The sequence below is a fragment of the Boudabousia marimammalium genome (assembly GCF_001936115.1).
Taxonomy (GTDB): Bacteria; Actinomycetota; Actinomycetes; order Actinomycetales; family Actinomycetaceae; genus Boudabousia; species Boudabousia marimammalium.
Window position 1 is genome coordinate 185,666 of sequence record NZ_MPDM01000003.1, and the last position, 26,731, is coordinate 212,396.

A 26,731-nucleotide genomic window follows, 5' to 3' on the forward strand; every position below is an offset into this window, starting at 1 on the left:
ACTTAAGCCTCTCAGCCCATCATGCGTGCAGCATGGTGGGCTGCGTATTTGGAGTGCCAACGCCCCAAAATTTCTAAGCCGGTGAAAGAACCAAGGACTAGAACGAGAGTCCAAACCCAGGCTGTCGGAGTCAGCCAGGCAAGTTGCATCAGCTGACGTAAGGCAGGCACTATCATCGTCACTGCCACTCCTGCGAGCATTGCGCCGAGCAGTACTTGATGCCACCATTGCATCGGCCGTAACAGTAGTGAAAGCAGGTAGAGAGCGGTACTGATAATCACCAAAGTCGCCACGGTTTGCCCTTGACTGCTGGGGTTGATGGCATAACCCAGTAAGGATGCGGTCGACATGATTAGTCCCGCGGGTACAGCCAAGGAAAGAGAACGGGGCAAGAATCCAGGCCGGTAGCGTTGCGCATTCGGAGCTAGGGCCACCACGAATGAGGGAATACCGATGGTTAATGAGCCTACGATGGTTAAATGACGGGGCAGGAAGGGATAGGCCCAACCCAGCAGTGCCACCACAATAGCAATCACCGCTGCGTAGGTTGTTTTTGCGAAGAACAGCGAAGCTACACGTTCCATATTGGCAATAATTTTGCGGCCTTCCGCAACCACTGGGGGAAGAGCGCCAAAATCGCCGTTGAGCAAAACTAGTTGGGCTACCGCCTTGGTAGCGGCAGATCCGGAACCCATGGCAATACCCAAGTCTGAATCTTTTAGCGCCATCGCGTCATTGACACCATCCCCGGTCATCGCCACCGTGTGCCCTTGGCCTTGCAAGGCTTTGACCATGGCACGCTTCTGCTCTGGGGTGACGCGTCCGAAGACCCCGTTTTCTTGTACGGCTTTCGCGAATGCTGTTTCGTCATTAGGATTGGGTAGCTGGCGCGCGTCCACTGCGGGCATCGGCTGCTGGTCTTTCCCCGTGATACCTGCGCGCCTAGCAAGTGCTGCCACTGTGACGGGATTATCTCCGCTAATCACTTTCATCTCCACGCCCTGGCCACGGAAATACTCCATGGTTGCGGCCGCATCCGGACGAAGCTCCTCTTCCAGCATGATGAGCAGAGAGGGTTCCATTCCTTCGGGTAAGCTCTCCTCCCCTGCTTCCTGTGAGGAAAAGGCAAGGACGAGGACGCGTTCACCGTTACTTGCCGCTGCTTCCACCCGGTCTAGCACTGTTTCAGCTTGCGGATATTTAGCTAAGACAATTTCGGGTGCTCCCAGCACCCAGGTACCCGATGTAGTTACACAAGCAGACCATTTTCGGCTCGAGTTAAAAGGAATCTCCCGCGTCACCTCGATTGCGGGGTGGCCGCCGAGGATTTCCCTGATAGCTTCAGCAGTGGCGTTCTCTCCCTCTGCCACTAAAGTCGCGAGGGCAGACTTTGCGTGACCGACGGTGATTTGATCTCCCCTAGCCCCGTTATGTAATGCAACTGTGTCATCCTCGGTTTTTACGTCTACCATCGGGGAAATCTTCCGCACCTTCACGGTGCCCGTAGTCAACGTGCCAGTTTTATCCGTACAGAGTACGTCCACTCGGGCCAGAATCTCCACTGCCGGAAGTTCTTGCACCAGCACCGATTTTCGCGCCAGAGTCGCGGCAGCCAAAGCAAAATTCACGGAAGTGAGCAGCACTAGACCCTGCGGGATCATTCCGACTACACCGGCAACCGCAAGAATTAAAGCCCTCGACCAATCCCAGCTATCAGAAATCCTGACCTGCGACCACACGAGAACTAAAACCGTCGGAATGATTGCCCATGAGATCCAACGTAGCACGCGGTCGATGCCGGCGCGTAACTCCGAGTGAGACAAGCTGAACTGTTTCACCTCACTGGCCATTTGCTCAGAGTAGAGCTCTTCCCCCACCGCCTGGGTGAGGAAAGTAGCTGAACCAAAAACAACCGACGTACCAGCCAAAACCAAGTCACCCTCGGACTTGATTACCGGCACAGATTCACCGGTCAGCATTGATTCGTCGATCGCTAAACCCCTAGCAGCTAAAACCTGCCCGTCCGTGGGAATCTGCTCGCCCATACTAAGACAGACAATGTCACCCCAAACCACCTCTTCACGGGGGATTTCAAGCTGCTTCCCCTCCCGTAGTACCGTTGCTGTAGGTGAAGCCAAAATGGCTACCTTGTCCAGGGTACGTTTAGCTTTAAACTCAGCCACAATGCCAGTTAAGGCGTTAATCACCATCACCCCGCCGAAGAGCGCATCTAGAGGACTCCCAACGATAAGCACAAGAGTCATAGCTCCAGCAAGGATGCCGTTAAACAGAGTGAAAATATTCGCCGCAATAATCGACCAGACACTGCGGGAAGTACGTGCCTTAACTGCGTTTGAGAGACCTTGGTTTTGGCGAAAGGCTGCCTCCTGCAAGGACAGGCCTACATCCGGATCAGTGTCACTCAATGAAGCAGTTTGCGAGGGAGACGGCTCACTAGGAGACAGATAAGAATGAAGTTTTGTGGCCATCGCAAAGCAACTCTCTACCCTTAAGAAATGGATTCAGTTACTGAGCTAGTTTACCTTGTTTTCGAGAGTAAATAAGGGAGGCCACCACAGTCGCGGACAATACCACGACAATAAAGATGAGTGAAAATTCTGTGGAAGGCTCCCATAGATGAGTCGGTTCTCCACCATTAATGAAGGGCAGAGTGTTCTCCGCCAAAGCGTGCAGAACCAGTTTCACCCCAATGAATCCCAAAATGGCGGCCAGACCATAATGCAAGAAAGCTAGCCGTTCTAGCAGGCCATCAATTAAGAAGTAGAGCTGACGCAGACCAAGGAGGGAGAAAGCATTCGCAGCAAAGACCAAGAAAGGCTCTTTGGTAAGACCAAAAATAGCCGGGATTGAGTCAACCGCAAACATTACGTCAGCAGTACCAATCGCGAGGATGACCAAAAGCATCGGAGTAATATATGTTTTTCCGCTGTGCCGGTGCAGCATCTTATCGGAGACGAAGCCCTCGGTAACTGGGAAGACTTTGCGTACCCAGCGGGTAAGGAGATTATCGTGGTACTCCTCTTGATCTTCTGAGGGTTGTTCGAGGCCCTCCATGGCTTGCTTGATTGCCGCCCAGAGCAAGAATGCGCCAAACAGATAGAAAACCCAAGAGAAACGCTCGATTACTACGACACCAATGAGGATGAACACAAAGCGGAAGATTAGCGACAACACGATGCCGATTAGCAGCACCTTCTGCTGATAGGCGCGGGGCACCCGGAAGGCCGCTAGGATGATTACGAAAACGAAGAGGTTATCTAAACTGAGGGACCATTCTGTAACCCAGCCGGCCCAGTATTGAGTCGCATAGTTGAATCCCCAAAAGAACCAGACAATAAAACCAAAAGTTACCGCCAAAGCGATATACGAGGCAGACCAGATGCTGGCTTCTTTTAGCGTGGGTGCGTGTGGAGAACGAACGTGCCCCACGAAATCGACTGTCAAAAGAACAATCACCAGCGCGATTAGTAGCAGCCAACCATAGATATGTACGGACATTTATACTCCCCGGTACGAATAAGTTAAGGTACCGGAGGTCTCCTTCAGCTCACTCAGTCGCAAGCCTGAATGCCGGGCCAAGGCCGTGATGACGACATCCAAGTTTTGAGAAGTACTCCCCTCCAACTGTGCTATTCTATCGTGGCAATGCAGGTTTAACGTCGTCAGAAATGATAACCGACCGCAACTGAGTGCGATTTCACCCTTCCCGTTTCATCTGTCGAAGTTCCTTCTTTAAGTCTGCTAGCTCATCGCGTAACCGGGCCGCGACCTCGAACTGAAGCTGGGCTGCTGCCTCATGCATCTGCGCGGTAAGTTCCTCAATCAGCATCACGAGGTCTCCCTGAGCGGCAGCATTCAATGGGATGCGATGGCTATCAGCAATGCCGCGAATAGTCTCTTTAGCCTTTTCCCCTGTTGCTTTGCGCGAATTCCGGTAGCCTCCGGCCAGCAGTGCCTGGGTGTCGACTTCTTCACGCTGGATCATGTCCGTGACATCAGCTATCTTCTTCCGTAAGGGCTGTGGATCAATGCCGTGTTCCTGATTGTAGGCAATCTGTTTCTCTCGGCGTCGTTCAGTCTCTTCTATGGCTCTGGCCATCGAATCCGTAATGGAATCAGCGTACATATGGACTTCCCCGTTTACATTTCGCGCCGCACGCCCAATTGTCTGCACTAAGGAAGTGGTTGAGCGGAGGAATCCTTCTTTATCGGCATCAAGGATAGCAACAAGGGAGACTTCCGGTAGGTCGAGGCCTTCGCGAAGCAGGTTAATACCAACCAGCACATCAAATTTGCCCATTCTGAGTTCACGGAGTAGTTCGACCCGGCGTAAGGTGTCAACATCAGAGTGCAGATATTCGACTTTCACTCCACGCTCAGCAAGGTAATCTGTGAGGTCCTCTGCCATGCGTTTGGTCAAAGTGGTGACGAGGATTCTCTGATCCAGTGCCGTGCGCTGCAAAATCTCATCGTAGAGGTCGTCAATCTGCCCCTTAGTTGGTTTGACAACGATTTTTGGGTCAACCAGACCGGTCGGGCGAATAATCTGTTCTACGACGCCGTCACTTTGCGCAAGTTCGTAGCTGCCGGGAGTTGCTGAAAGATAAACAGTCTGACCGATCCGCTCAAGGAACTCATCCCATTTGAGCGGACGGTTATCCATTGCCGAGGGTAAGCGGAAACCATGTTCAACGAGCGTCCGTTTACGGGACATATCTCCCTCGTACATGGCGCCAATTTGCGGCACGGTAACGTGAGACTCGTCGATAACCAGCAAAAAATCATCCGGGAAGTAATCTAGCAGGGTGTGCGGTGCGGTACCCGGCCCGCGTCCATCAATATGCCGCGAATAATTCTCAATACCCGAACAGGTACCAATCTGCCTCAGCATCTCCAAATCGTAGGTGGTACGCATACGTAATCGCTGCGCTTCCAGTAACTTCCCTTGGCGTTCAAACTCGGTCAGGCGCTCTGCTAACTCTTCCTCAATAGTTTCAATCGCATGCTTCATTCGCTCTGGTCCCGCCACGTAGTGCGTGGCAGGGAATAGATGCACTTGCTCAGTTTCATGCAGTACGTCCCCAGTCAGCGGATGCAACATGGCAAGGGACTCAATCTCATCGCCGAACATTTCGATTCGGATAGCCAGCTCCTCATACACTGGGATGATCTCAATGGTGTCGCCTTTAACCCGGAAAGTTCCCCGCTGGAAATCTAGATCGTTTCTCACATACTGCATGGAGACAAAACGACGGAGGAGTTCATCACGGTCGATTTCCATCCCGACTTCTAGCGTGATCATACGGGCCACATATTCTGCCGGGGTGCCCAACCCGTAAATGCATGAAACCGAGGAAACTACCACTACGTCGCGCCGCGTTAGCAACGAGTTCGTCGCAGAGTGACGCAGTCTCTCCACTTCATCATTGATCGATGAATCTTTTTCAATGAAGGTGTCAGTCTGCGGTACGTAGGCTTCCGGCTGGTAGTAGTCGTAATAGGAAACAAAATATTCAACGGCGTTATCGGGGAGCAACTCGCGCAGTTCTGCCGCAAGCTGCGCAGCCAAAGTCTTATTGGGTGCCATCACCAGGGTCGGTCGTTGCATCTTCTCAACCAGCCAGGCTGCAGTAGCTGATTTACCGGTGCCGGTTGCACCCATGAGCACGACGTCTTTCTCTCCCGCAGTTAGCCGCTCAGTTAGCTCCGCTATGGCTTTAGGCTGATCTCCAGAAGGTTGAAATGGTGACTTTACAACGAAGGGTGCTTGAGAACGTTTAATCTGAGTGCTCATATACTCATGCTACAGTAGGAGGGTTGCTATCCGCCCTCGCGCGGTTACGCTACGAACTAATTTGGAGATATTTGAAGGATTTGTATGAGTGAGACTAAATCACCCGACACTGACATTACAACCAAACCAGACCATGCTTTATCTGCTTTAAGGCCTTGGGTTTTCTGGCCAGCTGCGATTGCTTCAACAGTATTCGTCTTACTGGCACTGTTCATCCCTAAACAGCTCAATAGCATTATTCAGACAGCTAAATCCACCGTTATTTCGAATACCTCTTGGTACTTTGTGGCTGTAGTAACTGGCTTCGTTGTGTTTAGCGTCATCTTGGCTGTTTCCAAAGCAGGAGACACCATTTTGGGCGATGACGAAGATGAGCCTGAGTACTCGACCGGCTCTTGGTTTGCCATGCTTTTTGCCGCCGGCATGGGTATCGGCCTAGTCTTTTGGGGGGCGGCTGAACCACTTTCTCACTTTATGTCTCCTCCTCCGGGAATCGGTGGGGACGCTGCCTCGGTAGCGCGCGCAGCGATGTCTCGCACCTTCCTGCACTGGGGTTTACACGCTTGGGCTATCTACGTAGTTGTCGGTTTGGGCATCGCCTACGCCGTGCACCGTAAGGGCCGTCCGGTCTCCATCCGTTGGGCGCTGGAACCTTTACTGGGCGACAAGGTTGATGGCTGGATTGGAAACCTAATCGACGCGATTGCTATCATCGGTACTTTGTTCGGTGTCGCAACCTCTCTCGGTTTCGGCGTGCAACAGGTGGCCTCAGGCCTGTATACGACCATTGGTCTGGAATCGTCTTCTACTTTGTTGGTCGTCTTAGTGATCGTAATCTCTGGTCTGGCTGCGCTTTCAGTGGCGACTGGTTTGGATGCGGGCATCAAGTTCCTTTCCAATACGAACCTGATTATTGCTGCAATTTTGGCACTGGTAACTTTAGCGGTGGGTCCCACTACCTTCTTGCTCTCCGAGTTCGTCCAGTCGATTGGTAACTACTTAAATAACTTCATTCACCTGTCCTTCCAGACTTTCGCTTTCGAAGAGGGAGGGTTCGGTTGGCTCTCTGGCTGGACCAGCTACTACTGGGGTTGGTGGATTTCTTGGTCACCTTTCGTGGGTGTCTTCATTGCCCGTATTTCCCGAGGGCGTACCGTTCGCCAGTTCATTGTGGGTGTGCTTTTGGTGCCCACGCTGGTGACCTTCCTCTGGTTCTCTATCTTTGGCGGTTCAGCGCTCTATCAGCAGATTTTCCTAGGTATCTCTTTCACCGGCGAAGACGGTAGTTTGAACACCACTACTGCTCTATTCCAGATGTTTGAAAATCTGCCTGCTTCGCTGGTTATGACCATCGGGGCGATGATATTGGTGATTATTTTCTTCGTCACCTCATCCGACTCTGGTTCCTATGTGCTTTCGATGATTTCTACCGGCGGCAACCCTAATCCGCCGCTTTGGATCCGTTTGACCTGGGCTACCCTGTCGGGTGCTATCGCAGCAGCCTTGCTGGGCAGTTCGGGTTCAGGCGATGGCATGTCAGCCTTGCAGACAATGTCCATTCTTTCCGCGCTTCCCTTCTCCCTCGTCATGATTGGTATTTGTGTTTCTTTATGGAAGGCCCTCAACCGAGAGGTATCCGATGCTAAGAAGCAAGAGCGCGCCATGCTCCGAGAGCGGATGGCCAGTACGGTCGCCGATACTGTGCGTGAGCAGGTGCTCTCCGACGTGGTTAGGGCGGCCCGCTCCCATCCGATTGAAACCCCCGACGAGGTCAGGGCTTTCCAGCGGCGACTGGTGCAGATGGCCGGCCTGGGTAAAGGATCCCAAAAATCAAAATCGAAAGCAAGTAAATCTACTGGCAGCGAGGGCACTTCTACGCCACCAGAAACCAAATAGGCGAAGCCGCGGTTAGTGACCGCTAAGCATTCCATTCAGCTGCCGATACAGTTCCTGAGCGCAAGCCTTAGTATCGGCAGCTGAACCATTATTAAGTAGATTCCAATGCGCATATCTGAGCCGCTCTTCGTCGCTGAGCTGTGCTTCCATCCGAGACTGCGCATCTGTCCGGCTGAGGCCGCGGCCCTCTAGCCGGTCAAGTCTGAGTTGCTTATCTGCCGTTAGGACACAGACGGCATCGACTTTCTCATGTATGCCTGTCTCAATCAATAGTGCAACATCAAGAATCACGACAGGGCGCGAAGATTGTTTAGCGCGCTGTAACAGGAGGGAAATAATCTGCGGCAGCATGATGGAATCCAGCACGGCACGATTGCTCAGATTATTAAACACCAATCCGGCTAGCGCGCTGCGGTCGAGCGATCCGTCTGCCAGGAGGAGTTCCTCCCCCGGGAAAGCTGCAACGATTTCGGTCAATGTTGGGCTACCTGGTTCTACCAGTTCGCGGCTAATCAGATCCGCGTCAACGATGTACGCGCCACAGGCTGCCAGGGTCGCTGACACAGTAGATTTGCCGGCCCCAATGCCGCCGGTAAGGCCCAATACCACCTTGTCAGTGACGGCTGGCCGGAAACTTAAATCTGTGCGAATTAGGGCGCTAGCGCCACGAAAGAAGGATAAATCTGAATCGCTCATGCCGGTAGTCTACTCCATCGACCAGAAAGTTTGAGGCCCAGCACCTCTCGGTGCTGGGCCTCAACTATGACTCTAGATTAGGTGAATCAGTTGTTGGTCAACTTCTCACGCAAAGCGGCAAGAGCCTCATCGGAAGCGAGCGTGCCGCCGGGATCTTGCACATCAGAGCTGTAGGATGCGGGTGCCGCTGAATCTTCAGAGTCACCTGCAGGAGCTTCCTCAGCGGAAGCTGCGTCTGCTTCAAGAGCGGAAGCAACCTGAGCCTTGTGCTCTTCCCAACGCTGCTGAGCGAGGGCGTACTGGGCTTCCCAAGCCTCGCGCTGAGCCTCATAGCCTTCCAACCACTCGTTGGTCTCAGGATCGAAGCCCTCTGGGTACTTGTAGTTACCGTTCTCATCGTATTCGGTAGCCATGCCGTACATTGAAGGATCGAACTCTTCAGCATTGGGGTCTACACCCTCATTCGCCTGCTTCAAGGACAAGGAGATGCGACGACGCTCAAGGTCGATATCGATGACCTTAACGAAGACCGGGGTTCCCACCTTGACAACCTGCTCCGGCAGTTCAACGTGACGCTGAGCCAGCTCGGAGATGTGGACGAGGCCTTCGATGCCGTCTTCAACATGCACGAACGCACCGAAGGGAACCAGCTTGGTAACTTTACCGGGCACAACCTGACCGATTGCGTGGGTGCGAGCGAAGGTCTGCCACGGATCTTCCTGGGTTGCCTTGAGGGACAGGGAGACGCGCTCACGGTCCATGTCGACATCCAGCACCTCAACGGTGACTTCTTGGCCAACTTCAACAACCTCACCCGGGTGGTCAATGTGCTTCCAAGAAAGTTCAGAAACGTGAACCAGACCGTCTACGCCACCGAGGTCAACGAAGGCACCGAAGTTAACGATGGAGGAAACCACACCAGTACGAACCTGGCCCTTCTGCAAGGTGTTGAGGAAGTGAGAGCGAACCTCAGACTGAGTCTGCTCCAGCCAAGAACGGCGAGACAGGACAACATTGTTGCGGTTCTTATCAAGTTCAATAATCTTTGCTTCCAGCTCACGGCCAATGTACGGAGCGAGGTCACGCACACGACGCATTTCAACGAGGGAAGCAGGAAGGAAGCCGCGCAGGCCGATGTCTAGGATTAGACCGCCCTTAACAACCTCAATAACGGAGCCCTTAACAACGCCGTCTTCTTCCTTAATCTTTTCGATGGCACCCCAGGCGCGCTCGTACTGAGCCCGCTTCTTGGACAACATCAAACGACCATCTTTGTCCTCTTTCTGCAGAACGAGGGCTTCAATGGTGTCGCCAACGTGCACGATTTCTTCAGGAGAAACATCATGCTTGATGGACAGTTCGCGCGAAAGAATCACGCCTTCAGTTTTGTAACCAATGTCGAGGAGGACCTCATCGTGGTCAACTTTAACAATGGTACCTTCGACGATATCACCGTCATTAAAGTACTTGATGGTGCTGTCGATAGCTGCGAGCAGGTCCTCGGTAGAACCAATATCATTGATGGCAACCTGAGGGGTGCTCGGCTGCTGGTTGGTGGTGGTCATATAGAAAAGACTCCGAAAATGGACTGAAATAGTTTGGACAGATACAGTGGCATTCGCACCAAGTCAGTCGGCTAGGCACAAACACCATGCTCAATACTACCGGTTTTTCGCGAAATTGCTAGCGGGAATGCCCTAAATTTGCTGTGATTTTCTGTAATCCTCAACCCATTTTAGCGACTGTTATCCGACTGTAATCAGCTCAGCCTGCTGGGTACCACTAATGCGCCGCAGCCCGCCAGTTGGCTCCAGTGCCCACCGACACCTCCAGGGGCACATTCAGTTGCATGGCTCCGCTCATCGCTTCACGCACCTGCGTCTCAACCACCGCGGCTTCCTCGTCGGTCACTTCCAAAACCAGTTCGTCATGGACCTGCAGCAGGACACGAGAGGATAAACCCATCTCAGAAAGGCGCTTTTCTACTTCCAGCATCGCCAGCTTTATCAGGTCCGCGGCGCTCCCCTGAATGGGTGCATTCAAGGCGGCACGCTCCGCCATTTCCCGGAGCTGCCGCTGGTTTGACATCAGATCGGGTAAATAACGACGCCGCCCAAATAGAGTCTCGGTGTATCCGTCCAAACGGGCCTGCTCAACCACCCCATCAAGATAGGCTTTCACCCCGCCGAAACGAGAGAAGTACACCTTCATCAAATCCTTGGCCTCCCCTACCGGAATGTTGAGCTGATTGGACAGGCCGAAGGCTGAGAGCCCATAAACCAGACCGTAACTCATGGCTTTAATCTTGGAGCGTTGCGGACCGCTGACCTGATCCGGGGTGGTCTGGAATACTAGGGCCGCCATCGAGGAGTGAATATCTTCCCCTGAGTTGAACGCAGCGATTAGCTCCTTGTCATCACTCAAATGAGCCATAATCCGCATTTCAATCTGCGAATAGTCAACCGTCATCAACATGTCATAACCGGCTCCGGGAACAAAAGCCTCACGGATTCGCAATCCTGCTTCCGTTCGCGCCGGGATATTCTGCAAGTTTGGCTCAGTTGAAGACAACCGGCCAGTCGCGGCAACAGTCTGCTGGAAAGTAGTGTGAATCCGGCCATCTTCAGCGACCGCACGAGATAAGCCTTCTACGGTTTGCCGGAGCTTAATCTTGTCACGATGCTCCAGCAGGGCACCTAGGAAAGGATGCCCGGTCCGTGCGTGAAGATCTTTGAGCGCTTCCGCATTCGTAGTGTAGCCAGTCTTAGTTTTCCGGGTCTTTGGCATATCTAAACGACCAAAGAGAATCTCCTGCAGCTGTTTCGGGCTAGAAAGATTTACCGTGTCGTCCTCGATTGCTGCGAAAGCAGCCTGCTGAGCCTCATTGACCAGATGGTCGAGGTCTTGCGTGATTTCCTGCAAGGTCGGCGCAGAGATCGCAATCCCCCTCGCCTCCATATCGAAAAGGACCTGGCTAATCGGGATTTCCAGTTTATTCATGAGCTTCGTGGCGCCCCGTTTTTCTAGTTCTGGGACGAGGGCGTCTCGGAGCAAAAGCAGGGAAGCAGCGGCCCGACCCGCAGTATCTAATCCACCGGAGAGGTCAATCATCCCAGACTCTGGCGCGAACTCAACGACTTGGCCGAGGAAGCGTTCCACCAAATCTTCCAGCTCATAGCTGCGCGCATCAGGGTTGCACAGATAAGCAGCTAGGACGATATCGAAAGCCACTGAGCCAACCACCAGCCCTCGGGCGGAAAAAGCATGCATCGCCGGTTTCGCATGATAGAAAACTAGGTCATCGCGATGCCGTAAAATATTGGCGAGGGTTTTCTCATTTCGTTCAGAAATCTCAGTCAAATCGATGACGAGGGCGTTTTCTCGGGTAGCCAGAGCCAAAGTATGAATATCTGGGTGGCTGGGGTTCAAGTCTCCGAGGGGGTACACCGCAATCCCGTCTGTACCCGCTGACTTCAACCATGTTGCTAAGGTCTTCGGATCGTTATCAAAGCGTGCTGAGGCGACCTCCGGCAATTGTGCTGCAACGTCCCCCTCAGGCGCAATAGGCTCTTCCTCAGCGAAGGTATCATCGCTTTGCAGTTGCTTGTCTGTGGCTAGGACTCGGCCACGTAAAGTAGTGAAACGAAGCGAGTCGAATAGTTCAATCAGTCCAGCACGGTTAATTGGTTTTCTCGCTAAGTCACTAAGCTCGACTTCGAGTTCTACATCATTGACTAGTCGGTTCAAACGTCGGTTCCGCTTGACATCGTCGAGGTGTTCACGAAGTGCTTCACCACGTTTCCCCCCGATTTCTTCGACATGAGCCAAAAGATTATCTAAACCGTCATACTTGTTTAGCCACTGTGCGGCGGTTTTCGGGCCGACACCCGGCACCCCGGGTAGGTTATCGGAGGCCTCCCCCACTAGCGCCGCTAGTTCCGGATACCTCTGCGGGTAGACATCGTATTTATCCTTGACTGCCTGGGGTGTCATATGACGCACGTCGGAGGGTTTTTGGCCAGGCCAAAGCACTGTTACTTGCGAGTCCACCAATTGGAAAGTATCCCGATCCCCAGAAGCGACCAAAACTTCAAATCCGGCTTCCTTTCCACGTCGTGCGAGAGTTGCCAAGATATCGTCAGCCTCGTAGTTCTCTTTAGTGAGAACCATGATACGCATTTGCTTCAGAATCTGTTGGATTAGTGGGACCTGGCCAATGAACTCGGGTGGAGTCTCTGAACGAGTCCCTTTATAGTCCGGATATTCTGCGGTCCGGAAAGACTGTCTCGAGAGGTCAAAAGCTACTGCCACATAATCAGGATTTTCATCTTTTAGCATCTTTACCAGCATATTGATGAAACCATGGACCGCGGTGGTTGACTGACCATCGGGGGCCGTCATAGCTTCCGGAGGAAGCGCATAGAAAGCACGAAATGCCACCGAGTGACCATCAATGATTAATAGCTTGTTACTCATTCTCCTAGGCTATCGGGGTGACGGCGACAGGGCAAGGTGCACGCGCTGCCACCTCAGGTTTAGCTTCCCTTCTAGCTACAGCTACGATTAAACTGATCTCATGACGCAAAATATTATGGATGCAGCCAGAATCAATCTTGTCTCCGTCAGCCCTACCGAGGCCTCTGCCACCATGCCAGTAGAAGGTAATACGCAGCCCTTTGGGGTTCTACATGGTGGTGCTACTGCCCTACTGCTTGAGACAGTAGGTTCTTATGCAGCGCATGCGCACGCGCAACTGTCCGGGTGTGTGGCGGTGGGCACTGAACTGTCGGTTTCTCATCTGCGCTCAGTCCGCAAGGGGACAGTACATGCGTTTGCGCAGGCACAGCACACAGGTAAAAGCTCCGCCGTGTACGTTATTACGGTCCGTGATGACACAGAGCGAATCATTGCAACAGGTCGTCTAACCTGCCGGATTCTAGAAGCGCCAGCGCAGAGCTAGTCCTAGTCCTCACCAATCTGGTCGATAACTGCATCTGCAACTTCACGCATCGAAAGACGACGGTTCATCGAGGTTTTTTGAATCCAGCGGAAAGCTTCCGGTTCACTCAGGCCCATTTCTTTCATTAGTAAGCCCTTGGCGCGGTCAACACGCTTACGTGTCTCAAAGCGATCCGTCAGGTTCGCAATTTCGTCTTCAAGGGCGAGCATCTCACTCTGACGCGAAAGCGCAACAGTAATCTGCGGAAGCAAATCACTCGGGGTGAAGGGCTTGACTAGGTATGCCATTGCTCCTGCTTCAGCTGCCCGCGAGACTAGTTCCTCTTGTGAGAAGGCAGTGAGCATCACGACCGCTGAGGAGGTCTCTGACATGATTTTCTCGGCGGCGCTAATCCCATCTAGCTTAGGCATTTTTACGTCAAGGATGCATAGGTCAGGCTCTAGCTCGAGTGCTCTTTCAACGGCTTCTTCACCGTTAGAGCATTCTGCAACGACCTCATAACCAGCACCGACTAGAGTCTCTACGATATCCATCCGGATTAGCGCTTCATCTTCGGCCACCAAAATTGTGTGCCCGGTTTCAAAAATCTCAGTATCAGGGTTTTCTTCATTCACATTCATGCGATAACTATAATACTTTGGCAGCTATCTAGCGATACGCAACAAGCCGCTTCACAAAGATTGGGAAACGATTTTCGATTTGCCTAAGCAAAAGTGCGTAGGCTAAGATAGTTCTGCTCAACAAGAGCAAGCCCTGGTGGCCCAACTGGCAGAGGCGGTCGACTCAAACTCGGCATGTTGTGGGTTCGAATCCCACCCGGGGTACCAAAAAAGTTCCTCATCCTAGTTTTCTAGGGTGAGGAACTTTTTATGTCTGCTCTAATTGGAACAGTTCTGCCTATATTGATCCAGCCAATTGAAAAAACCTTGAGGGGATTTCCCTCAAGGTAGCTCAATGCTAATAGCTGGCTTATCATGAGCTACGCCGCTGGGAGCAATTCCAATCCCAGTAGTTTCATGGCTTCTTCGCGGGTACGCGAATCTGCTAAAGCAGTAATCGCCTGTTTAATGGCCGGCTGATCCAAATCAGCGAACCAAGGTCGAACAGTATCAACCACGCTGGATTCCAGCAGGTTATGTGCCTCGTAGGAACGGTTCACGTCCCTGAGACTAATCTTTGATTGATTCATCTCAATCTCCTTTTCTTCTAGCTTATGAAGGGAACCCATGGGCTCCGGTTCAGGTTGACACAATCTACGTGTCGGTAGCCTTAAACATATGGTTTCCCTTCCGGCACTTGAGCGTGCTGGGAACCTCTGGTTAAAACAACAGCTGCAAAGACGCATTTATTCCAAATCTACGGCTTTATCTTGCTAACCAATCTGAACTGTACGTTATATCCGCACGGATTGCAAAAGCAAAGGGGCCGCTTGTCAATGACAAGCAGCCCCCAAACTCAGATTCTGAATCAGTTATGGAAATCAATCTCTTCACCGATAGTGTGAATCCGAATCGAGTTTGTAGAACCACTTGAGCCCGGAGGCATGCCCGCCACGATGACAATCTGGTCACCCGGCTCAGCAAGATGTGTCGCTTGCAAAACCTGATCGACCTGCCACACCATATCGTCAGTGTGCCGAACTTCGGGAACCCGATAGGTTTCCACGCCCCACGACATAGCCAGGCAGTTACGGGTGGATTCCAGAGGCGTGAAAGCCAATAAGGGGATTCGTGAACGCAAACGTGACATCAAACGGGAAGTGGAACCTGACTGCGTGAAAGTAACCATGAACTTCAAGTCCATCATTTCGGCGATCCGGTTCGCGGCATGAGTAATAACACCTGAACGAGAGTGAGCAAAAGAACCCAAATCTGCGATTCGATCACCGCCGTTTTCTTCAACGTTCTCAATAATACGCGCCATGGTACGGACAGCTTCAATCGGGTACGCGCCAATCGAGGTTTCACCAGAGAGCATGACTGCGTCGGCGCCATCCAAAATAGCGTTGGCACAGTCGGAGGCTTCGGCGCGGGTGGGGCGCGGATTGGTGATCATTGAATCCATCACCTGGGTTGCCACAATCACGGGCTTGGCTTCACGTCTGGCGAGTTCAATGGCCTGCTTTTGTACCAAAGGAACGGCTTCAAGCGGCATTTCCACACCGAGGTCGCCACGAGCAACCATAATGCCATCAAAAGCCTGGACGATGCCCTGCAGGTTTTCAACTGCCTGGGGCTTTTCAATCTTCGCAATGACAGGGACGAACCTGCCTTCCTCTTCCATAATTGCGTGAACATCTTCAATATCCACGGCAGAACGGACGAAGGACAAGGCGATTACGTCAGCTCCCACGTTCAAAGCCCAACGTAAATCTTCCTTGTCTTTTTCAGAAAGAGCCGGAACTGAAACTGCTACCCCGGGAAGGTTCAAACCCTTATGGTCGGAAACATATCCGCCAACCTCAACGGTCGTGATCACGTCGGTCTCTGTGACCTTAGTGACACGAACCGCGACATTACCATCATCAATGAGAAGACGGTCGCCAGGCCGGCAGTCGCCCGGCAATCCTTTGAAGGTGGTGCCGACGCGTTCCTTGGTACCTTCAACATCGTCAGTGGTAATGGTAAAAGTATCACCGGGTTCCAATAACTCACGGTCATTCTTGAAGTTACCGAGACGAATCTTGGGTCCTTGCAAATCAACCAAGATGGCAATTGCTCGACCTGAGGCACGCGCCGCACGACGAACTTCTGCATACACCGCTTCGTGGCTTTCTTGGGTGCCATGACTGCGGTTAATTCTGGCCACATCCATGCCGGCGTCTACCAGAGCCTGGATTTGCGATGGAGAGTCGGTCGCAGGACCGATAGTACAAACAATCTTCGCTCGACGCATTGGTTTTAATTACACCCTTCAGAGTAGCTTAGCTGTGTCTTCAGTCTACTGACAACTAGGCCAGTGCGCTATTGGGACGCGCATGATTTAGCCTTCGGCATCATTATTTCTGTTTGGATTCAGCTTCCTCAGCGGCGTTCTGCCAATGTTCCACCTCAGTCTTGGTTAGTTTGGTCGCAGCTCCAAGCCGGCCAGCCCACCAGTAGCCGACTAAACCGAGCAGTACCATACCCAGACCAAACCAGGAAGCTAAACGAAGCGGGCCAACCCAGTGGGCAGGCTCGTCGATACGAAGATGCTCCACCCAAGCCCGACCCAACCCATAGATGGCAACATAGAGCCACATAATCTGCCCGGAAGCAACCTTGTTCTTCCGCCAATAATCAAACCAAATTAAGAATGCCGCTCCCAACAGATTCCAAATCAGTTCATATAAGAATGTGGGGTGGAAAAGACTGCCGGAAGCATACTGCACAGGTAGATGCGCATCATCAATTTCAAGCCCCCAGGGCAAAGTAGTTGGCAAGCCAAACAGTTCTTGATTGAAATAATTACCGATACGGCCAATCGCCTGCGCAATCAAGACTCCAGGGGCCAAAGCATCAGCAAAGGGCCCTAGGCGCTGGCCAGCCCGACGAACCGTGATAAAAGCAACCAGTGCCCCGAGCAAAACCGCACCCATAATGCCCATGCCCCCCTTCCAGACCTGGACCATCAGTAGCGGATCTCCGGTGGGAGGAAAATAGCGTTGCGGGGAAGTAAAAATTTCGTAGAGGCGCCCGCCGATGATGCCAGCCGGAATCACCCAGATCGCTACCGCGTAGAGAAGCTCGGTATCTCCCCCGCGCTCAGCATAGCGCCGTTGCCCCAGATAGATTGCCACGAGGATACCAATGAGGATACAGATGCCGTAGGCTCGCAGAGGAATGGGTCCCAAATACCAGACGCTTTCAGAAGGACTAGGAATCGAGGCCGGGAGAATAACGGCTAGGTCGAACAAAATATTACTCCTGCTATTTAGTGGAAATGATTCCAAGAATATCAATCATAATAATAACTGGAATATTTCCATCTGCTTCAGCTGCTGGCACTAAAACTACCAGTCTGCTTCCTACCTTCTGATCTGTTAGCTCATTGCTCAGTGGCTTCATCAGTTCGCTCATCTGGACTTTTTTCGGCGTTTTATCGCCGCTCCAAGTGGAGTTAGTAATTTCGCCCGTCTGTGCGTTCATCACGGTATATTGCACTAACAAAGTATCGCTTGGCCCGACCTGCGCCCCCGTACCGGTGATTACAACCTGGCTGATTGATTTACTTAAATCAAGAGAATCAACTTTCGTAATCTGAGGAATCTCAGCAGTACCATCAACCCAGATAGTCAGATTCTCTGGAGCTGGAGCAAGCTCTCCATGCGCTTGAGTGTACATAATGTCAATGATTGAAATCTCAAACTCTGGGGATTCATCTTGACCAATATTGTGCACTACCGCGATCCTGTCGCCCTCGTGCTTACCAACTACGCTGGTATAGAGAAGGCCCGGCAGTAGTTGCTCATTAGCTAAACCGATACGTTCAATGGGCTGTAAGTTTTTGGGTTCGCCAGAGGCAGCGGCAAAGTTCGTGACCCGGGTGAAGACCGGCTCTCCTGGGGTAATTTCACGGCCGCGCCCAGATTCAATCACTTGGGCGCCATTCTCTTTTGCGGTGATTTCTCTGTCCACCTGCAAAGTCAAAGTCGCACCGTGTCGACCTGTCACAGTAAATGGGTCCGTTTCGGTGACCACTACGGCTCGCGTGCCTGCCCACAGCCATATCACCCCGATGATTAACAGCAGTAAAGCTAGCGTCACAATCAGTGCAATAATCCGGCTCCATTTTGAAGAAAAAGAGGGAAAATGCAGTGGAAGTTTTCGCGATTTCTGCTTTGCTTTGCGCCTGTCCAAAGAGGATTGATTACCTGGCTTTTCCCGATTCTGTGCGCGCCGCGAGGGAATCTTCGGATGAGCAGAAAGCATCGGAACTTCAGTAGTTTTAGTCAGCTCAGGTGTTGCTGAAAGCAGATCAACAGGCTGTCCCTTAGCCGCTTCACTGGTAGCGGTCTGCTCTTGCTGACCCGCAAGATTTGCCTCAGCCACCGGTTCGTGCCGTGACAGATTCCGTCGGGAGGGGAATTGTCGTGGCTGAGACTCCTGATTAGAGTCATGCATGATTCTCCTCCTTTAACCTAAGGATTCTATTCTATGCACGAGGGTCGCTGTCTCGCTCTGCAGAGGCTCGAACGGGTCAGGCAGATCAGCTTTGACCTCTCCTTTCGACCCGACGGTGATTCCCGTCCAATCCGCGCGATAGTCGCGATGGCACCTACGAGCGGCCGCGATTAGAGTTCCGCGCGCGTGCGCCCGGGTAGTTGCAGGCGGGAAGTTGACCGCGGATTCCACGTCCTCGTCCCGCGTGAGGCGAGGTAGGTGCCCCAGTTTTTCAAGCCGCTCCCGCAGGCTCCCGCTCACGTCATGATACGCCCAATCCAGTTCACGAAGCCGAGGGTGAGTCCACGCCAAACCCTCCCGCGAGCGATATTGATCAAGTAGCTGCCCCTTGGCAACCCAATCCACGCTGCGGGCTAAAGCCGAGAAATCCTGTGTACGGGCCGCCTCGGTCATTTCCTGCCACTGTTTCCCAGCGACAGTCACGGTCGGATCTGCGGTCAGATTACCGAAGGCGTCTACTCCTCCGAGTCGTCTAATAATCTCAGATTGAATCTGGGCTGCACTCATTCTTCGCCCATCGGCCAGTTCAAGCTCCGCGCCACCCTCCAAATCCAAACCTACTGTCCGCAGCGCCGCCAGCGGATTAGCTAAGCTCAGGTCATCCCAGTTAATCCCGGTCTCTAGCGCAGCCAGAACCAGTAAGGTGGAAGCGATTTTCATAGCTGTGGCAGTTTCTGAAACATTCGTATCCCCTGCCATCACATGCACACGACGATACTGTAATGGATTAGCTAAAGGCTGGTCTCGCGTGTTGATTAACGGTCGCTCACTGGTGGAACGGGATGAAAGCATCGCGTCCAGCAGTTGTGAGCGGGGAGAGACTACATATCGAGGGCGGGTGATTCTCGCCGCCTGATGCGGTAGCATGATTGCTCCGGCGCCAGTCAGAAGGGTTCGCGTAATTAAGAAACTGAAGAAAGAATCGCTCAAATGTGCGGTTTCCTCTCTGCTAACCAAATAGTTTTCGTGGCAGCCGAAAGAATTGCCGTGGGCGTCTAAGTTATTGCGAAAAATACGTAGACTCTGACCGCTATCTTCATGTTTCTCATTGAAAGCCCGCACCCTCCGTGAAAGCATGAGATCGCCGGCACGATCTTGCACTAAGAGGTCTCGTAGGCTGTCACACTCCGCGGTGGCATATTCTGGATGGTCACCAACATCCACGTATAAGCGCCCGCCATTGCCCAAAAAGGTGGAGGCTTGGGAGTCGTAGTTAATCCCGGAGAAGAGTTGCCGTACAGCTGCTGAGACACTCCAGTTCGGGTCTGAGCTGAGCCGGGCCACACCGTATTCAGTTTCGAGCCCGTATATGCGTTGTTTCACTGTCCGCCCTGTTGTACGTAGCCGCGAGCTAAGGCTTGAGCGTCTTCAGTGAGGACCGAGTCGATGTCATCTAGAACCGCGTCCAGATCCAGATCCTGAGTGTTTTGCGTGCCTGTCCAAGCTGGGGTGATGGCTGTTTCTTCCTCAATCTGTGCTTGTCTTTCGATTTTGATCTGTTTCGGCATTGTCTACTCCTCAATCTCTATCGCGGACCGCGCAAATTTGGCCAGCAACTGCGGAATCGTTAGTTGATCAATCCCGTGCTGGTCACCGTCTTCGATTATAGCTTGCTGATTGTCCGCGGCACCTAAAGGGATTCGGTAACTTCGAGAGTTTTGCGGATCAGCCAAAACTGCCGTCGTCCAGCCTGCCTTCACGACTGCGGGATGTCCCATCAGTTCCGCTCGGAGAGTGCCCCGAGTTCGTTGGGTGCCCCTTCCCACAGGCGGGGCCAGTATCGGCATTTTTCGCCGGTATATCTCGAATAGCGAGTTGGCGGGATCAAGGTCAGCCCATTTAATGTCCAGTGCCGCCAGTCGCGGATCTTCCCAGCCGCTTCCCCAACGGCCTCGTTGCCGGTCCAGAAGCTGATACTTCGCCAGCCACTCAACTCTCATCGCGGCTTGGCTTAAATCAGTTTGAAGCAGATGCAGGGTTTCATTCCAGTCATTGATTGCCTGCTGTACGCTACTAGCTTGCAAATCTAGTTGTTCCGCCGCCCTAGCCTGCCAGGTCTGGGTGATAACTTTCGCGTATTGCGCCAAAACTTCCAGCGCCGGCAGAAGGCGCCCGTCCATTAGCTCCACCGTGCTAGCCAAATGTGGGTCTGCTGCGACCTGATGCGCAGCCTTGACGGGATCTTTCAACAGCCAGGATTCGAGAGAGCCGAGATGACTAGTTTCCCACAGGCTGGCAACCGTCCAGAGGAGCAAACTGGTCGACGTAACACGCAGATAGGTGGAATATGCCAAAAGGTTAGGATCACCGGCAATGATATGGAGTCTTCGCCATTGCTGCGCATGGTCATGTGGTTCGTCTCGCGCATTTACGAGGGGCCTTCGGTAGGTGGTTTGGAGGCCTTGTATGCATTCAAGATGACGGGCTCTTTGGCTAATTTCATATCCGGCTGGCCGGGTTTTCGAAGATGTGCGTACCCATCCTGCACCGCAGTAAATGGGGCGTAAAGCCAAGAAAGAAGCCAGGATTGGCACAATTTTTTTCCAGGGCAGAGACCGACTAATCCGATAGTTTTCGTGATGCCCCCAAGTGTGACCATGTTGGTCGGCAACGTTCTTGATAATGCGATAGCGATTACCCGCAAGACGGTTGGCTTCGCAAATTATGCGATCGTTCTCAGCATCTTCCAGCACCGCTTGCACAGGCCCGTAGCATTCCGGGGAAGACACCTCAGGATGCGAGTGGTCAACGTAGAGGCGTCCCCCTCGTCTCGTTACGGCGTTAGTAGCGAGGCGAGACGAGGGAGCCAGCCGCCCATGCGCACCCAAAGGAGCATCGGTGGCGACTCCACCATCTGGGCTTATCTGCGCAGGAAGCACTGCGATTTCTAAAGGAACATCTGTGAGTTGTGTCGGATGGGCCTGGCGCCGATCTATCCTCATCCCGCGCATGTCATTCAGTGGGTCTTCACCCTGGTAATCCCATCGTGGGCTACCGTGATACTTTGCGTATGCATCCACTATTTGAGCTGAACCGATGGTGGGATTCGTGCTGGCATCCTCGGCGATAGCTTGAATCCCGTATTCGGTTTCAATTCCTACTATCTGGGAGAAGGGGGAGGCTGTATTCATTGGTTCACCGGAGGGGATGGAGACGTTTTACTTGACCGTATTGCAGTCCCAGAGTGCGGGCCCACTGGGCGGGAGAATCCGCTGCGGCAAGGTCGCTCAGCTCAGCTAGTTCTTGACCGACGGCTTGTTGAATATGAGAGCTGGAAAGGCCCTCACCATTGCCAACTAGGCTCTCATTGATGGCGGCTTTCTTGGCTTTTTCAATAATTCCTGCAACTGCCGCGCCAGACATTAAATGAGAGGCCCGCACGGGCATGATTTCCCCGTTTTCTAATTCCGCATTAAGGAGCGGCGTTTCACGATCATAGATTTCACGGATCAACGTGGAGATTAACTGCTGCGGCGCGATATTGTCCCGGCGGGGTGTTTCTTCGGTCAGGTAGATACCGGCGATTTGCGCGGCACCTTCACGAGTGGGACGGGAAATCTTAATCCTGACGTCAAGCCTGCCAGAACGTAGCACTGCTGGATCAATCATATCTTCGCGGTTCGAAGCTCCAATCACCACCACATTTTCCATGGATTCAATGCCGTCTAGTTCGGACAGAAACTGCGGTACCACAGAGGTTTCCACGTCAGAAGAGATACCGGAACCACGCGTCTTAAACAATGCTTCCATCTCATCAAAGAAAATCACCACGGGACGATCGTGACGGGCGAGTTCACGGGCACGCGCAAAGATTGCCCGAATATGACGTTCGGTCTCCCCCACAAATTTATCCAAAAGTTCTGGACCCTTTACGGAGAGGAAGTAAGCGTTAGATCCGTCAGTTTTCCCATTCGCCAAAGCAGTCGCAATAGCTTTTGCCAACAGGGTTTTACCGCAGCCGGGAGGACCGTATAGTAGCACGCCACGCGGCGGCCTAATCCCGTAGCTTTGAAACAGCTCTGGATGCGCAAAAGGAACCTCGACCGCTTCTCTGAGCTGAGCAATCTGTCTTTCTAGCCCGCCAATTTGCTCATACTGCACGTTCGGTGTGCGCGGCGTTAGTAGTTGTTCGACTCGTTCACGAATCAGCTTTTCAAAAGCAAGACCGGCCCTTAAATCTACTCTCAGCTCATCGCCGATAGAAAGTTTGCTTTGTCGCAGGCAGTGAGCTATCTGCAAGACATTTTCGTGCCCGGAACCGGTGTCGACAATGACGCGGTCCGCCCCTAGCACCTCGACCACAACCGCAATGCTCCCCTCCCTGCGGGCAGGCGCAATACCTGCGAGGACGAGAGAGTCGTCCACTCTAATGCGATCTCCGCAGCGAAGCGAAGCTAAATCAACTTGGGGGCTAACGGCAACTCTCATCGGCCGGCCCAGAACATATACCTCAGCTTGCCTCTCAGCCGGGTAGGTGGCGATTAAATATCCGAGGTGCGAAGGAGGTTGCTGAATCTGGTTGATTTGCTTCTGCAAATGTGTCAGCTGGTCACGAGCCTTAGCCAGTGCAGCAACCATTGCTGGATCGTTATTGTACCCGGGTCCCTCAGATGTTCGGTCCTTAGTCATTGCAATCAGTCCTGATCTGTGCTCTGCTCAGATTCCTCACCAGCCCAGCGGTGTGCGCGGGCAGTCACATCGCGATGTACGCGCCTCACCTTACGTTCAGAGATATCTCTTTGCCCAATCGCCGGTAGTGACCACTCTTCAGTCTCATCCCATTGTCCGGCTAAACCCTGTGCTTCTTTGGCGGGGCGACGGGAAACAGTGGGTGGCTCCACTCCGGCAGCCATCCGGCGCGCAGTTAAAAGGAATCCGGTATGGGCCACCATGCGATGTTCAGGGCGAACCGCTAGGCCTTCCAGATGCCAGTCTCTGACCATGGACTCCCAGGCTTTTGGCTCAGTGAAAAGACCGGTGGCACGCAAGTCTTCAGCCAGACGGGATAGCTGTGTCACGGTGGCAACATAGCAAAGTAGCACTCCTCCCGGCACGAGGGCTTGGGCGGCGGACTGCAGATTCTCCCACGGAGATAGCATGTCCAGAACCACACGGTCAATGCTGTTGGGCTCGACTTCTTGCTGCACGACATCCGCGAAATCGCCGACTTTCACAGTCCAAGCTGGATGTCGCTTCCCAAACCAAAGATCGACATTTGCCTGCGCGATTTCCGCAAAGTCGGCTCGTCTTTCAATACTGGTTAGCTCACCTTCCGCGCCGACTGCGGACAGCAAGGAGAGCGTCAATGCGCCTGAACCAACCCCGGCCTCCAAGACACGAGCACCAGGGAAAATATCTGCATACTGCACGATTAGGGCGGCATCTTTGGGATAGACCACTGCGGCCCCGCGTGGCATAGACAGAGTGTAGTCGCTCATTAGGGGACGCAGACATAGGTACTCCCCTCCGCCGCGGGCCGTGAGTACAGTCCCTTCATGCTGACCGATTAGCTCTTCATGACGGAAGGAATATTTATGGGTATTGAAAGATCCTCCCGGCGTCAAAGTAATAGTGTGCATCCGGCCTTTAGAGTCGGTGAGTTGCACCCGGTCACCCGGTTGGAAAGGGCCCCGACGGGCAGCTTGGCCCAGTTGTGAATCAGAGCGGGAAGAATCTTGCGGTATTGCTTGCGTCATGGGGAATATTGTACCGCCTATCCACCCGCTTAGAGGGCTACTGCGATTGCGTCAGCGTGAAGCACATCAGCCAGCAAGAGGACGGCAATTGCAGCGGCCAAGGCGACCCGGTAGATGACAAAAGGCATGAAGGAGCGGGTAGAAACCAGTTTTAGGAACCAGACTATTACTGCGTAGCCAACCACAAAGCAGACTAGAGTTGCCACTAGGGTTGGACCCCATGCCACTGCAGCCCCCTCAGGACCAGTAAAGACGTCATAGGTCTTGTACAGTCCGGAAGCGAAGATAGCTGGCATCGCCAACAAGAAAGAGTAGCGCGCCGCAGCCGGACGGGTAAATCCCATCAACCGTCCGGCGGTGATGGTGCCACCAGAGCGGGAGACACCCGGGATTAGAGCAAGAGCCTGCGCTAAACCGTAGAGGATTGCCTGCAACCAGGTCATCTGTTCGAGGCTTCGTTCACGACGACCGTAGATGTCTGCCACCCCAAGCAGGAGACCGAAGAAGGCGAGGGTGAACACGGTAATCCACAGATTCCTAAAGGATGAATCAATCCAGTCCTCCAGCAGCAAACCGAAGATACCGATAGGCAGGGAACCCACAATAATCATCCATCCCAGTCGCACATGCGGGTCCGAGGAGGGAATCCGATTTACCTTAATCCAAGGTAGGGAGCGCCACCATTTCGTCAGGATTTCGACGATATCGTGCCAGAAATAGATTAAGACGGCGATTTCTGTACCGATTTGGATAATAGCGGTGAATCCAGAGCCCGGGTCACCGATTCCCAGCAGGTCGGTAGAAACCCGAATATGAGCGGAAGATGAAACCGGCAGAAACTCGGTTAAGCCTTGCACAATGCCGAGAATAATCGCAGAAAAGTAATCCATGCGGTTAAGCATAGCGAATCGCCAGTACCGGCTTCAAATCTCCTAAGCGTGTTGACTTAGGAGTGGTAGAGGCCGCAAAATCAGGCGGGCTGGAAGTTAGTCTTCCTCGTCCTCGTCATCCTCGTCGTCATCTTCATCGTCGATGTCGTAGAAGTCATAATCATCGTCATCCTCGTCGTCATCCTCATCCAGGATGTCGAAAGGTAACTCTACGTCATACTCGGTAAAGAGCTCATCATCATAAGTAAAAAAGGCATTTCTCAGCTGTAATTCAGCGCGCGCCAAGGCCTCATCGGAAGCGCTCTCGCTGACAGAGACTTCATAGTGATTCTCAAATGCCTCCAGGAGGCGGTCCAGAGCGATGCGTGCAGATTTACTCATACCTTAAGAGTAACCCAAATGAGGCCCTAGGTGAAAACCCAAGACCTCATTTAGATAACAATTTGGTGTCAACCCATTGAGGGGTGCGCAGATTACGGCAAACGCAGCTGCGAACGAATCATGGAAACCATTAAATCCGTACCTTTAATCTGGGCAGTCTCATCAGGTCCCACAATGCGAATATCACCATTGGGCTCCACCAACTGGGAAGCGCCACCATCGGGGCCAAGCGGGAGAATAACCCACTCTTTGCCGGCGGAATAGGTGGTTGAGGGGGAACGGCCCTCAATCTCATCGCGAATATTGGCCACTACCACGCGAGCGTGAGCGCGAGCAGCATCCGCGCGCTTTGATTCCTTCACGTCGGTGATGTCACCAACCGCGTAAACATTATTGTGGCCCTGCACGCGCATGTACTTATCAACGGAAATCTGGCCGTTCGGGCGCATCAGGTCGGAGAACTCGTGAGCCAAGTAGCCTGAAGCAGTCTGCGCCCCATAGCACTGGAACCACATATCGGCTTCAATCTTCTCACCGTTGCGGGTCTCCACCTGGAAACGGCTCAAGGCACCCATGTCCACCGGCGGGTTGTAAGCCAGCGGGGAGCCGGCCACAATCTTGATGCCGCGTTCTTCAAGCTGGGCATGAATGACCTTACGTAGCTCATCAGTGTAATCGTGGGTGGGAAGGATCCGCTCTTCCTTTTCCACCATGATGATTTCCAGATCGGGATACACCGAGGAGAGCTCACCAGCAAACTCGATGCCGACGGTGCCAACACCAACCAGCAGGACGCTCTTGGCATGCTTCAGGTTTTCCCGTGTCTGTGTTAGGCGGGCCTGCGCCACCTTCGCGGTGGAAACCATGTGCTTGGCGGGGTACGGGTAGGTTGATCCGGTTGCCAGCACAATATAGTCAGCCTCAATCGGGTCATGTCCGGCCACGTAAACTTTGTTGCCTTCAATCCCCATGGCTGGTGCATGAATCACCTGACCGTTGCGAAGCAGCCGGTTATAGGGCATGAAAATCGTCTGTGACCAAACGGGATCCACTGCGGCCCGCAAGGCGGCTGCGTGGTGAACAAATTGATCTTTCTGCTCAACCAAAATAACTTCAGCGATATCGTCCAGACCACCGGCGACAGTGATACCTCCGTATCCGCCACCAATCACAACTACACGTGCCATCTGCTCACCTTTCAATTTTTCACTCATGTCCATATTGTGCCACGAAAA

21 protein-coding genes and 1 tRNA gene are annotated in these 26,731 nt (G+C 53.0%); 3 read left to right on the forward strand and 19 right to left on the reverse strand.

Features of this window, described 5'->3' with window-relative positions:
• Positions 1-11: 11 nt before the first annotated feature.
• The 3 genes from BM477_RS03880 to uvrB all read right to left on the reverse strand — a co-directional run bounded on the left by BM477_RS03880 (position 12) and on the right by uvrB (position 5,815).
• Positions 12-2,489 (reverse strand): HAD-IC family P-type ATPase, encoded by a 2,478-nt coding sequence (locus tag BM477_RS03880; protein WP_084543693.1) that lies wholly within the window; start codon positions 2,487-2,489, stop codon positions 12-14.
• A 37-nt stretch (positions 2,490-2,526) separates the two neighbouring features.
• A complete protein-coding gene (locus BM477_RS03885) occupies positions 2,527-3,519 on the reverse strand; it encodes a TerC family protein (RefSeq protein WP_075361357.1) in 993 nt (330 codons plus the stop codon).
• 199 nt (positions 3,520-3,718) lie between these two features.
• Positions 3,719-5,815, reverse strand: a complete 2,097-nt coding sequence (gene uvrB / locus BM477_RS03890) for an excinuclease ABC subunit UvrB (protein WP_075361358.1) — start codon at positions 5,813-5,815, stop codon at positions 3,719-3,721.
• An 84-nt stretch (positions 5,816-5,899) separates the two neighbouring features.
• On the opposite strand from uvrB, the gene BM477_RS03895 reads away from it, so the two are divergent.
• Positions 5,900-7,711 (forward strand): BCCT family transporter, encoded by a 1,812-nt coding sequence (locus BM477_RS03895; protein WP_075361359.1) that lies wholly within the window; start codon positions 5,900-5,902, stop codon positions 7,709-7,711.
• A 12-nt stretch (positions 7,712-7,723) separates the two neighbouring features.
• Here the strand turns inward: BM477_RS03895 and coaE are convergent, their stop codons facing one another.
• The 3 genes from coaE to polA form a co-directional block, all read right to left on the reverse strand.
• On the reverse strand, positions 7,724-8,407 hold the full coding sequence (coaE, locus tag BM477_RS03900) for a dephospho-CoA kinase (protein WP_084543694.1): 684 nt from the start codon (positions 8,405-8,407) through the stop codon (positions 7,724-7,726).
• Positions 8,408-8,493: 86 nt separating this feature from the next.
• Entirely contained in the window at positions 8,494-9,972 is a 1,479-nt protein-coding gene (rpsA, locus tag BM477_RS03905) for a 30S ribosomal protein S1 (RefSeq protein ID WP_075361360.1), read from the reverse strand.
• 217 nt (positions 9,973-10,189) lie between these two features.
• A complete protein-coding gene (polA, locus tag BM477_RS03910; protein ID WP_075361361.1) occupies positions 10,190-12,883 on the reverse strand; it encodes a DNA polymerase I in 2,694 nt (897 codons plus the stop codon).
• Positions 12,884-12,983: 100 nt separating this feature from the next.
• Here polA and BM477_RS03915 point away from each other — a divergent pair, with 100 nt between their 5' ends.
• Complete coding sequence (locus BM477_RS03915) at positions 12,984-13,367, forward strand: PaaI family thioesterase (RefSeq protein WP_075361362.1); 384 nt, start codon at positions 12,984-12,986, stop codon at positions 13,365-13,367.
• A gap of 2 nt (positions 13,368-13,369) precedes the next feature.
• On the opposite strand, the gene BM477_RS03920 is transcribed toward BM477_RS03915, so the two are convergent.
• Positions 13,370-13,987 carry an ANTAR domain-containing response regulator gene (locus BM477_RS03920; RefSeq protein WP_075361363.1) on the reverse strand — a complete coding sequence of 206 codons (618 nt, stop codon included), beginning with the start codon at positions 13,985-13,987 and terminating at the stop codon, positions 13,370-13,372.
• A 130-nt stretch (positions 13,988-14,117) separates the two neighbouring features.
• Between BM477_RS03920 and BM477_RS03925 the strand changes: the two genes are divergently transcribed.
• Positions 14,118-14,194: transfer RNA gene (locus tag BM477_RS03925), tRNA-Leu, on the forward strand.
• Positions 14,195-14,346: 152 nt separating this feature from the next.
• On the opposite strand, the gene BM477_RS03930 is transcribed toward BM477_RS03925, so the two are convergent.
• From BM477_RS03930 to BM477_RS03985, 12 genes are all read right to left on the reverse strand, one after another.
• Complete coding sequence (locus tag BM477_RS03930; protein WP_084543701.1) at positions 14,347-14,556, reverse strand: hypothetical protein; 210 nt, start codon at positions 14,554-14,556, stop codon at positions 14,347-14,349.
• Between the two features lie 278 nt (positions 14,557-14,834).
• Positions 14,835-16,262 carry a pyruvate kinase gene (gene pyk / locus BM477_RS03935; protein WP_075361365.1) on the reverse strand — a complete coding sequence of 476 codons (1,428 nt, stop codon included), beginning with the start codon at positions 16,260-16,262 and terminating at the stop codon, positions 14,835-14,837.
• A 103-nt stretch (positions 16,263-16,365) separates the two neighbouring features.
• Positions 16,366-17,262, reverse strand: a complete 897-nt coding sequence (lgt, locus tag BM477_RS03940) for a prolipoprotein diacylglyceryl transferase (RefSeq protein ID WP_075361366.1) — start codon at positions 17,260-17,262, stop codon at positions 16,366-16,368.
• A gap of 13 nt (positions 17,263-17,275) precedes the next feature.
• Entirely contained in the window at positions 17,276-18,469 is a 1,194-nt protein-coding gene (locus BM477_RS03945) for an FKBP-type peptidyl-prolyl cis-trans isomerase (protein ID WP_075361367.1), read from the reverse strand.
• A 12-nt stretch (positions 18,470-18,481) separates the two neighbouring features.
• Complete coding sequence (locus tag BM477_RS03950; RefSeq protein WP_075361368.1) at positions 18,482-19,852, reverse strand: proteasome accessory factor PafA2 family protein; 1,371 nt, start codon at positions 19,850-19,852, stop codon at positions 18,482-18,484.
• On the reverse strand, positions 19,849-20,037 hold the full coding sequence (locus BM477_RS03955; protein ID WP_075361369.1) for a ubiquitin-like protein Pup: 189 nt from the start codon (positions 20,035-20,037) through the stop codon (positions 19,849-19,851). The genes BM477_RS03950 and BM477_RS03955 overlap by 4 nt, the downstream gene beginning before the upstream one ends.
• A 3-nt stretch (positions 20,038-20,040) precedes the next feature.
• Entirely contained in the window at positions 20,041-21,660 is a 1,620-nt protein-coding gene (locus tag BM477_RS03960) for a proteasome accessory factor PafA2 family protein (RefSeq protein WP_075361370.1), read from the reverse strand.
• Positions 21,661-21,664: 4 nt separating this feature from the next.
• Positions 21,665-23,158 carry a proteasome ATPase gene (gene arc / locus BM477_RS03965; RefSeq protein WP_075361371.1) on the reverse strand — a complete coding sequence of 498 codons (1,494 nt, stop codon included), beginning with the start codon at positions 23,156-23,158 and terminating at the stop codon, positions 21,665-21,667.
• A gap of 5 nt (positions 23,159-23,163) precedes the next feature.
• Positions 23,164-24,225 (reverse strand): tRNA (adenine-N1)-methyltransferase, encoded by a 1,062-nt coding sequence (locus BM477_RS03970; RefSeq protein ID WP_075361372.1) that lies wholly within the window; start codon positions 24,223-24,225, stop codon positions 23,164-23,166.
• Positions 24,226-24,254: 29 nt separating this feature from the next.
• The gene (locus tag BM477_RS03975) at positions 24,255-25,115 is read right to left on the reverse strand and encodes an undecaprenyl-diphosphate phosphatase (RefSeq protein ID WP_075361432.1); all 861 of its coding nucleotides are present in this window, start codon (positions 25,113-25,115) and stop codon (positions 24,255-24,257) included.
• Between the two features lie 96 nt (positions 25,116-25,211).
• Positions 25,212-25,496, reverse strand: coding sequence for a DNA primase (locus tag BM477_RS03980; protein WP_075361373.1), 285 nt, complete (start codon positions 25,494-25,496; stop codon positions 25,212-25,214).
• 92 nt (positions 25,497-25,588) lie between these two features.
• Positions 25,589-26,683 (reverse strand): FAD-dependent oxidoreductase, encoded by a 1,095-nt coding sequence (locus tag BM477_RS03985; RefSeq protein ID WP_075361433.1) that lies wholly within the window; start codon positions 26,681-26,683, stop codon positions 25,589-25,591.
• Between the last annotated feature and the right edge of the window lie 48 nt (positions 26,684-26,731).

Bases quoted from the DNA above. Each gene is read 5' to 3' on its own strand.
- BM477_RS03880 (WP_084543693.1), bottom strand. From the start codon at position 2,489: ATGGCCACAAAACTTCATTCTTATCTGTCTCCTAGTGAGCCGTCTCCC.
- BM477_RS03885 (WP_075361357.1), bottom strand. From the start codon at position 3,519: ATGTCCGTACATATCTATGGTTGGCTGCTACTAATCGCGCTGGTGATT.
- uvrB (WP_075361358.1), bottom strand. From the start codon at position 5,815: ATGAGCACTCAGATTAAACGTTCTCAAGCACCCTTCGTTGTAAAGTCA.
- BM477_RS03895 (WP_075361359.1), top strand. From the start codon at position 5,900: ATGAGTGAGACTAAATCACCCGACACTGACATTACAACCAAACCAGAC.
- coaE (WP_084543694.1), bottom strand. From the start codon at position 8,407: ATGAGCGATTCAGATTTATCCTTCTTTCGTGGCGCTAGCGCCCTAATT.
- rpsA (WP_075361360.1), bottom strand. From the start codon at position 9,972: ATGACCACCACCAACCAGCAGCCGAGCACCCCTCAGGTTGCCATCAAT.
- polA (WP_075361361.1), bottom strand. From the start codon at position 12,883: ATGAGTAACAAGCTATTAATCATTGATGGTCACTCGGTGGCATTTCGT.
- BM477_RS03915 (WP_075361362.1), top strand. From the start codon at position 12,984: ATGACGCAAAATATTATGGATGCAGCCAGAATCAATCTTGTCTCCGTC.
- BM477_RS03920 (WP_075361363.1), bottom strand. From the start codon at position 13,987: ATGAATGTGAATGAAGAAAACCCTGATACTGAGATTTTTGAAACCGGG.
- BM477_RS03930 (WP_084543701.1), bottom strand. From the start codon at position 14,556: ATGAATCAATCAAAGATTAGTCTCAGGGACGTGAACCGTTCCTACGAG.
- pyk (WP_075361365.1), bottom strand. From the start codon at position 16,262: ATGCGTCGAGCGAAGATTGTTTGTACTATCGGTCCTGCGACCGACTCT.
- BM477_RS03945 (WP_075361367.1), bottom strand. From the start codon at position 18,469: ATGCATGACTCTAATCAGGAGTCTCAGCCACGACAATTCCCCTCCCGA.
- BM477_RS03955 (WP_075361369.1), bottom strand. From the start codon at position 20,037: ATGCCGAAACAGATCAAAATCGAAAGACAAGCACAGATTGAGGAAGAA.
- BM477_RS03960 (WP_075361370.1), bottom strand. From the start codon at position 21,660: ATGAATACAGCCTCCCCCTTCTCCCAGATAGTAGGAATTGAAACCGAA.
- arc (WP_075361371.1), bottom strand. From the start codon at position 23,158: ATGACTAAGGACCGAACATCTGAGGGACCCGGGTACAATAACGATCCA.
- BM477_RS03970 (WP_075361372.1), bottom strand. From the start codon at position 24,225: ATGACGCAAGCAATACCGCAAGATTCTTCCCGCTCTGATTCACAACTG.
- BM477_RS03975 (WP_075361432.1), bottom strand. From the start codon at position 25,115: ATGGATTACTTTTCTGCGATTATTCTCGGCATTGTGCAAGGCTTAACC.
- BM477_RS03980 (WP_075361373.1), bottom strand. From the start codon at position 25,496: ATGAGTAAATCTGCACGCATCGCTCTGGACCGCCTCCTGGAGGCATTT.
- BM477_RS03985 (WP_075361433.1), bottom strand. From the start codon at position 26,683: ATGGCACGTGTAGTTGTGATTGGTGGCGGATACGGAGGTATCACTGTC.